The following is an 8,274-nucleotide window of genomic DNA, read 5'->3' on the forward strand; positions in this document are numbered from 1 at the left end:
ACGCCAGAAAAATCAGAAAAAGTGCACCAGTACGGCGAGAGCCATGGCCGCATAAACCCCCGCCAGCGCATCATCGAGCATCACCCCAAATCCGCCCTTGACCCGCCGGTCCGCCCAGGAGCATGGCCACGGCTTCCACACGTCGAACAAGCGGAACAGGAAGAACCCGGCAACAATCCAGGCCCAGTGCGCTGGCCAGATCAGCAAGGGCAGCAGGGTGATCCACTGGCCGACAAACTCGTCCCAGACGATCACGCCGGGATCGCTGATGCGCAGTCGACCGATCACGACATTGGATGCCCAGACGCCCATCGCAAAGGCGAGCACGATGAGGACCGCCACGACGCCCAGGGACAGCTCTCGCATGAACAGCCACGGAATCAGGGCCGCTGCGGAGCCGGCCGTGCCCGGGGCAAACGGGCTGAGTCCGGACCCGAATCCGCTGGCTATCCAGCCTGCCGGATGTCCGAGGACGGCGCGACGCTGTTGTGCATCGAGCTTCATCTGAAATGATCCCATCCCTTGCTTGACGTTTCGCGGCGCCGGCCGTCGCGGTCCAGCACGTGAATGCCAGGCTCCTCGATGACGCGTCCGATCCTCGAGACACGACAGCCCAGTTTCTCCATCGTCGCACGCATGCTGTCGGCCCTGGCTTCGGCGATCGTGAAGGCTAGCTCGTAGTCGTCGCCGCCGAACAGTTGCAGGTCCCGGCAAGTTTCGGCATCGAAGCAATTCTGCAGCGCTGACGACATGGGCAGGCAGTCCTCGCCGATTTCGATGCCGAGCTTGCTGCTCGTGGCGACATGGCCCAGATCTGCCAGCAACCCATCGGAAATGTCGATGCACGCGCTGGCCAGATCGCGCAGCGCGATGCCGGCGGCGACCCGGGCTTGAGGACGATTCAGTCTCGCAACAAGCACCTGCTCGTCGGGGCCCGGATTTCCAGCGTTGGGGTTTGCCGACTGCAGGATGCGCAAGCCACCGGCTGCGTCACCGATGGTTCCGGTAACGAACACCACCTCGCCATGCTTCGCATCGCTGCGTCGCAGCGCTTGGCCCGTGGACACAATCCCGTGCGCGGTCACGCTGAGGGTCAACGGTCCGCGCGTGGTGTCGCCGCCGATCAGGGCCATCTGGTGTTCGTTCGCGAGCTGCGCGAAGCCCTGCATGAGTCGTTCGACGAAACGGGCGTCGGGCTCCGGCAAGGTCAGGGCCAGTGTCGCCCAGGCAGGCAACGCGCCCATCGCGGCAAGGTCACTCAGGTTGACCGCCAGCGCCTTCCAGCCGATGTCGGCCGGATCCGTGCTGTCCGGGAAATGCACTCCGGCAACCAGCGTATCGGTGCAGATCACCAGTTCGTGATCCGGCGGCACGCTGACCACCGCAGCATCATCGCCAATGCCGGTGCGCACGTCGCTGCGCGCTGCGCCGACGTGGCGCCGAATGATATCGATCAGGTCGAACTCGCTCATGCGCGCAGCCTGCTCCGCGTTCAGCGGCCCTTGTTGCGAAACTCGACTTCACGCCATTGCGCGGCGAGCTTGTCGAGCACGCCATTGACGTAGGTGTGTCCCTGATCGGCACCAAAGCGCTTGTTCACCTCGAGCGCCTCATTGATGATCACGCGATAGGGCACATCGGGCCGAAAGCGAAGTTCGTAGGCGCCAATGCGCATTACCGCGCGCTCGATCGGATCGACCTCTGATATTTCCCGATCGATATGCAGGCGAATGCCGGCGTCGAGCTCGGCAAGATGCTTCTCTACGCCGCGAAGCAGATCTTCGAAGTATTCGAGATCGGCGATTTCCATGTCCTGCTCGTGACGGAACTGCTCGATCACCTTGATCATGCGGTTGCCGCCTACCTGCCAGGCGTAGATGGCCTGCAGGGCACGCCGGCGCGAACGCGAGCGCGCGGCCAGGTCGACGCCCTCGGGGCGATTGGGATGATTCACAGTTGTCTCCAGAGATCGATCATTTCCAGGGCGGCCAGTGCGACCTCTTCTCCCTTGTTGCCGTGGGCGCCACCTGCGCGCGCCTCGGCGTCGGCATGCTTCTCGACAGCCAGCACCCCGTTGAGTACGGGCAGCCGGTACTTGACGGCGACGCGCATCAATCCATCAGCGCAGCCATCGGCGACATGTTCATAGTGGCGAGTATCCCCACGAATCACACAGCCAAGGGCGATGATTGCCGCGTATCTGCGCGACTTCGCCAGTTGCGCCGCCAGCACCGGAATTTCCCAGGCACCTGGAACGCGGAACAGCTCGATATCCTCCGCGGCCTGCCCGTGCTCGCGCAAGGCCCGCTGTGCACCATCCACCAGTGCGTCAAGAATGCGCGGGTTCCAGCGACTCGCGACGAGGGCGATTCTGGAATCCGGGGTCGCGCGGGCGGTTCCGCTGAAGACGGTCATGAAAGGTCGGCCGGAGATTTGGGCGGCCAGCGCAGGAAAGCTGCCCGAGGCCGCGCAGTTTAGCCGACAGACGCTTCAGGCAGGAACCATGAAAGGAGACGTCTGCCCGCTAGCCACGACCGACTCGCCGCCTCGCTGCGGCGGCCGGAGACCGGATTCCGTCATTCACGCGCGTCGCACCCTCTGCTGTGCGATGCGTTGGCCCTTGTGGACCCGGTCTTGCTACCCTGCAAATCCCCGAACACCCGTGTATGATTCGCGGCCCGTTCATCCCTCCATCCGCATAGAAGGATAGTTGCCGAAATGAGCAGCACCCTGTTCACCTCCGAATCGGTTTCCGAAGGCCATCCCGACAAAGTCGCAGACCAGATTTCCGATGCCGTCCTCGACGCCATCCTGATGCAGGACAAGCGTGCCAGGGTTGCCTGCGAAACCATGGTCAAGACCGGTGTCGCCATCGTCGCCGGCGAAGTCACCACGAGCGCCTGGATCGACCTCGAAACGCTGACGCGCAAGGTCATTCTCGACATCGGCTACGACAGCTCGCAGGTCGGGTTCGATGGCGAGACCTGCGGCGTGCTCAACCTGATCGGCAAGCAGTCCCCGGACATCAACCAGGGCGTGGATCGCAAGAAGCCCGAGCACCAGGGTGCCGGCGACCAGGGCCTGATGTTCGGCTACGCGACCAATGAAACCAACCAGTTCATGCCGGCCGCGATCCACTACTCGCACCGCCTGGTCGAGCAACAGGCCAAGGTGCGCAAGAAGAAGAACTCGCCAATGCCGTGGCTGCGCCCGGATGCGAAGTCGCAGGTCACCCTGCGCTACGAGAACGGCAAGGCCGTCGCCATCGACGCCGTTGTCCTTTCGACCCAGCACGATCCATCGGTCAAGCAGAAGGACCTGATCGAAGCCGTGCGCGAATACATCCTCAAGCCCGTGCTTCCGGCCAAGTGGTTGCACAAGGGCACCAAGTTCCACATCAACCCGACCGGCAAGTTCGTCATCGGCGGACCGGTCGGCGACTGCGGCCTGACCGGACGCAAGATCATTGTCGATACCTACGGTGGCTGGGCCCGCCACGGCGGCGGCGCATTCTCGGGCAAGGATCCGTCCAAGGTGGATCGCTCGGCTGCCTACGCCGCCCGCTACGTGGCCAAGAACATCGTTGCGGCCGGAATTGCCGCCCGCTGCGAAGTTCAGGTCAGCTACGCGATCGGTGTCGCTGAACCCACTTCGATCTCGGTGACCACGTTCGGCACCGGCCGCATCGCCGATGCGAAGATCGAGAAGCTGATCCGCAAGCATTTCGACCTGAGGCCGTACGGCATCATCAAGATGCTCGACCTGGTCCACCCGATGTACCAGCGCACGGCCAGCTATGGCCATTTCGGTCGCATTCCGGAAGTCGTCACTCTTGCCGATGGCAGCTCGTTCACGGCCTTTTCGTGGGAAAAGACCGACAAGGCCGAAGCACTCAAGGCCGACGCCAAGCTCTGACTGAGCTTCTGCACGATTGCCGGGGAAGCCAGCGGGTTTCCCCGGCAGCAGGCATGTTTTAGTCTGGTCGTCTCGGCGAAGGCCAATCTGGCCGCTGCAAGACTTCCGGAACCTGTATGCAAATAATTCGATTCTGCTCCCTTTCCCTGCGCAATATTCTCGCAACAGCCCTGATTGGCCTGGCCTGGATCTGTCCTCTGGCGCTGGCCGGCACCGTAGAACCCCCGCTGCACATGCTGTTTTCCGACAAGAACAGACTCGTCGTCGGGACGGTCAGCGAGATAAACCCGCCCAACCGCATCGTTTTCAAGCGCGAAAAGGTCTTTGGCGGGCACGATGACGTGCCCGAGCTGGTCGACCTGATTGCCGATTTCCCCGCCATGAAGAACGCCGAAATGGGCGAACGCTATGTCTTCGCCTACGGGTTGATCGAGCGTGACAAGCGCGCGCCTGCTGGCGTGGTCCTGAACAAGAAAGGCGCCACGATCATCACCAGCCTCGGCCTTGAGCCGGCCATGTTCCGGGACACGCGCGACCTGAGGAAGATCCTCGACGCATCGAACACCGAGGAAAAACGGGATTCCAGAGCCCTTCTGGACCTGCTCCTGAAGACCCTGAAGAGGGATGACATTCAGCTCAGGAGTCTCGCTGCGGCACAGATCGCGCTCGATGCCGATCTGGGCAAGCTGCTCGATGACAAGGACAGGCAGCAGATCCGCAGCGTTGCCGCGAATCCGGAAACTACCACCGAGACCCGCCGCGTTCTGCTCCAGGCTGCATTCCTCTATCCCTCCCTGTACGGAACCTGGTGGCAGCCAGAAGCCAAGGAAGTACTGGCAACTACGCCGCTAGACGGATACCCTGAGGGGGCTTGGGACCCGACTGGGCTCGTTCTGCTTGCGTTTGGAGTAGTCGAGAAGCCCGAAGTGCAGTTGCCGAGAGACTCACTCATTCGTTGGCTGCGCAGCCCGCAACCTCTGTTTCGGGAAAGGTCTCTGGCGCTGATCGGGAACAAATTCCCTGATCAGGAACGGGAAATGGTAGAGGAAGTCCTGAATGATCCATCCCTGAATGCCGGGTCCCGCACATATCTCGACGATCAAATGCGCCGCCTCGATCGGCAACCGCCTGGAAATGCCGCGCATGAGCAAGGAACCGAGTGATCGAAAACATTGACGGCGGATTCTGGTTTGATCCGTGCGTTGAAGAGCAAGAACGAACCGTATCTTGATGAGGAGCCTTCAACATGTATTTGCGATACCGATTGACCACCCTGGGTGCAGCAGCGTTGCTTGCACTCGGATCCACCGCACAGGCAGCCAATACGGTTGCGGCACCCAATCAGGTTCCCGAAGTCCGGTATGCCGTGCGCGCCGACGTTTCGGCTCCGATGCGCGACATCATTCGCATGATGCCGCCGTCCGAACCGGTAGGCACGACCAGCTCGCCATTCGAGATTCCGAATATCCTGCTGAAGCGCTCCGACTACCCGACTCTTTTCGAGCCAGACTACTCGAAGTCCCAAAACGCGCCGTTGGGCGTATCCGCACCTCCCGTCGACATTTCCTATGATGCGCTGACTCAGGCAACCGCCTGCGGCGGCTGTCTGCCTCCGGACACGAATGGCGATGTCAGCGATGTTCACTACCTGCAGACCGTCAACAGCCACTGGGCCGTCTACAACAAGACCACGGGCGCCGTCGTGCAGGGCTCCACGCCTGGCAACTCGTTCTATGTCGGTTTCGGCGGCAAGTGCGAAACCACCAATTCGGGTGATCCGACCGCACTCTGGGACGCACAGGCCAAGCGCTGGGTCATCAGCCAGTTCGTGACCAGCGCCCCGTTTGCACAGTGCGTTGCCGTTTCGACGACGTCCGACCCGCTCGGTAGCTATTACCGCTACGAGTTCCAGTGGCCGATCTTTGGCGACTATCCGAAGATGGGCGTGTGGACCGAAGAGTCCACGGCTCAGAACGCCTACACCCTGATCACTCACGATTTCGGCGGCAGCCCCCAGACTTTCCAGGGCGCTTCGCTGATCGCGCTTGAGCGCAACAAGATGCTGGTGGGCGACCCGAGCGCAGCGGTTGTGCGCTTCTCGGGAATCGATGCCTACGGTGTCCAGCCCATTCACCTGAGCGGCCTCAAGCCGGCGGCGGGTGGTGCTTGCCCGACCTTCGTGCATTTCGAGTTCAGTACCGCGCAGTACCGGTTCTGGGACATGTGTCTTGACTGGGAAACTCCGGCCAATACCGTATTCACGAATCCGCCGACATTCATCGACTCCGACGTTTTCGTCCCGTATGGCGGCGCCATTCCCCAGCTTGGAACGGCACAGCAGCTTGATGCGTTCGGTTCGAACACGATGTATCGCGCCACGGCCCGTGCATTCGATGCCACCGCCCCCAACCGCATGTCCCTGGTCATCAACCACGTCATCCAGGGCGGCGGCGGCCAGGCTGGCGTGCGCTGGATGCATTTCAACCTGAAGCCGGGCGCCGAATTCCCGATCACGACAGTCGATCGCATCTTTGGTCACGGCTATGAAGGCCCGGAGTTGCCGAATTCGGTTCCACCGACCCAGATGACCAAGACGGTCATCGACCAGGGCAACTTCACCCCGGACGGCGATTCACGCTGGATGGGCGGCATCGCTGTCGATGGCAGCGGCAACATCGGCCTGGGCTACTCGAAGTCGAGCGCGTCGCTGAATCCGAAGATCATGATCACCGGGCGCACACCGTCCGACCCGCCCGGCACCATGCGTGACGAAGTCAGCTGCACGCCCGGAACTACCGGCTCGCAGACCAGCACTTCGGGTCGCTGGGGCGACTATTCCTCGATGAGCGTCGATCCGGTCGACCAGTGCCGCTTCTACTTCACTACCGAATACCTGGCCACGACATCGGGCGCCTCCTGGCGCACGCGCGTCTGCTCGTTCACCTTCGCCGGTTGCGGTGATCCGGACTTCGCCCTGGTCGCCGAAACGCCGGCTCGCGTGGAAGTCTGCTCGGCTACGGATGCCGATCCGACCTGGGACGTGCGCGTTGGTGTACTGAACGGATTCAACAGCGCGGTCGCGTTCGCGACTCCGGGCATCCCGGGTGGCACCACGCCCAACTTCACGGTCGATCCTGTCGTTGGCGCGGGCACCACCGTGCTGACCCTGACCAACGGCGCGACGATCGCGGCAGGTGAGTATTCGTTCGCAGTATCCGGTGTCAGTGGTCCATTGACTCGCTCCCTGCCGCTTGAGCTCGGTGTCTCCGCTGCAGCAACCGGGGCTTCGAGCCTGGTCTCGCCGGCCAACAACTCGACCGGCAACAAGGTTCTTCCAACCCTGAGCTGGAGTGCGGTTGCCGGCGCACTGAACTACACCGTGGAAATAGCTACTGACGTCGCGTTCGCGAACATCGTCAGGACGGCAACGGTTTCCGGCACGACCTGGAAGGTCACACCGGCCCTGAACGAGTCCACGGCGTACTACTGGCGCATCACGCCGAACAACTACTGCGGCGCGGGCGCCACGTCTGTCGTGTTCCGCTTCGACACCGGCATCATCGGCCAGTGCCCGAGCGGCACCACTGCCACGAATGTCTTCGCTGACAACTTCCAGGGCGGTGTCAATGGCTGGACCACGGTGGGCACGGGCGCGACCAACTGGAGCCAGCTGGCTGCTCCGGCCGGCAGCGGCCTGACAACCACGGTCTGGGGAATCCCGAACAATGCCACTACCAGCGATCGCGGACTGGTCTCGCCAAGCATTGCGATTCCGGCCAACTCGCAGGCCACGTTCCTGATCTACGACACCTGGCACAACTTCGAGGATGACGGCCCAACCGGCTGCTACGATAACGCCACGCTCGACGTCAAAGTGGGCGCCGGCGCGTTCACCTACGTCCAGGGCAATTCGCTGTACACGGATCCGTACGACGGTATCGCCGCCAGCAACCTGCCGAACGCCGGCCTCATGGTCTGGTGCCATACGCCGCCGGGAGCCATCAACTCCATCGTCGACATGGATGATTACGTAGGCCAAAGCGTCCAGTTGCGCTTCCGCGCCTTGTCCGACGCGAATACGGTCGCTGCTACCAATCCGACCGGCTTCTACATCGACAACCTGGTCGTCAGGGCTTGCACGCCGTAAACCGGCAGACAACCTGAGATCCTTTGAACGGGCCGCTCTGCGGCCCGTTTTTTTTTGCCCGGCAACGGAGCCGATCCATGCCGACTGCCATGTTCCCCAGTCACATCAACTGCTAGAATTTTCCTCGCCCGGATCAAGAGCATCACGTCCAGGCCGTCGTTTCATACAAAAACATTTTGCCTTGCAGTGCTCGGAAGCGACGGGCGAGGGTT

At 62.2% G+C, this 8,274-nt stretch carries 7 protein-coding genes; 3 read left to right on the forward strand and 4 right to left on the reverse strand.

Going from position 1 to position 8,274, the window contains the following annotated elements; all coding sequences use genetic code 11:
• Window positions 1-12: 12 nt before the first annotated feature.
• The 4 genes from R3F00_RS17880 to ribH are packed head-to-tail and all read right to left on the reverse strand — an operon-like array spanning window position 13 to window position 2,415.
• Window positions 13-504 carry a phosphatidylglycerophosphatase A gene (locus R3F00_RS17880; protein ID WP_371280241.1) on the reverse strand — a complete coding sequence of 164 codons (492 nt, stop codon included), beginning with the start codon at window positions 502-504 and terminating at the stop codon, window positions 13-15.
• Window positions 501-1,472, reverse strand: a complete 972-nt coding sequence (gene thiL / locus R3F00_RS17885) for a thiamine-phosphate kinase (RefSeq protein WP_371280242.1) — start codon at window positions 1,470-1,472, stop codon at window positions 501-503. The genes R3F00_RS17880 and thiL overlap by 4 nt, the downstream gene beginning before the upstream one ends.
• A gap of 20 nt (window positions 1,473-1,492) precedes the next feature.
• Window positions 1,493-1,954, reverse strand: a complete 462-nt coding sequence (nusB, locus tag R3F00_RS17890) for a transcription antitermination factor NusB (RefSeq protein ID WP_371280243.1) — start codon at window positions 1,952-1,954, stop codon at window positions 1,493-1,495.
• Window positions 1,951-2,415 carry a 6,7-dimethyl-8-ribityllumazine synthase gene (gene ribH / locus R3F00_RS17895; protein WP_371280244.1) on the reverse strand — a complete coding sequence of 155 codons (465 nt, stop codon included), beginning with the start codon at window positions 2,413-2,415 and terminating at the stop codon, window positions 1,951-1,953. Before ribH ends, nusB begins: the two co-directional genes overlap by 4 nt.
• 303 nt (window positions 2,416-2,718) lie before the next feature.
• On the opposite strand from ribH, the gene metK reads away from it, so the two are divergent.
• The 3 genes from metK (at window position 2,719) to R3F00_RS17910 (ending at window position 8,062) form a co-directional block, all read left to right on the forward strand.
• On the forward strand, window positions 2,719-3,915 hold the full coding sequence (gene metK, locus R3F00_RS17900; RefSeq protein ID WP_371280245.1) for a methionine adenosyltransferase: 1,197 nt from the start codon (window positions 2,719-2,721) through the stop codon (window positions 3,913-3,915).
• A 116-nt stretch (window positions 3,916-4,031) separates the two neighbouring features.
• A complete protein-coding gene (locus R3F00_RS17905) occupies window positions 4,032-5,078 on the forward strand; it encodes a hypothetical protein (RefSeq protein WP_371280246.1) in 1,047 nt (348 codons plus the stop codon).
• 83 nt (window positions 5,079-5,161) lie between these two features.
• Window positions 5,162-8,062 (forward strand): hypothetical protein, encoded by a 2,901-nt coding sequence (locus tag R3F00_RS17910; protein ID WP_371280247.1) that lies wholly within the window; start codon window positions 5,162-5,164, stop codon window positions 8,060-8,062.
• Window positions 8,063-8,274 lie beyond the last annotated feature (212 nt).

Origin of the sequence: Dokdonella sp. (assembly GCF_041395345.1) — a bacterium.
GTDB lineage: Bacteria > Pseudomonadota > Gammaproteobacteria > Xanthomonadales > Rhodanobacteraceae > Dokdonella.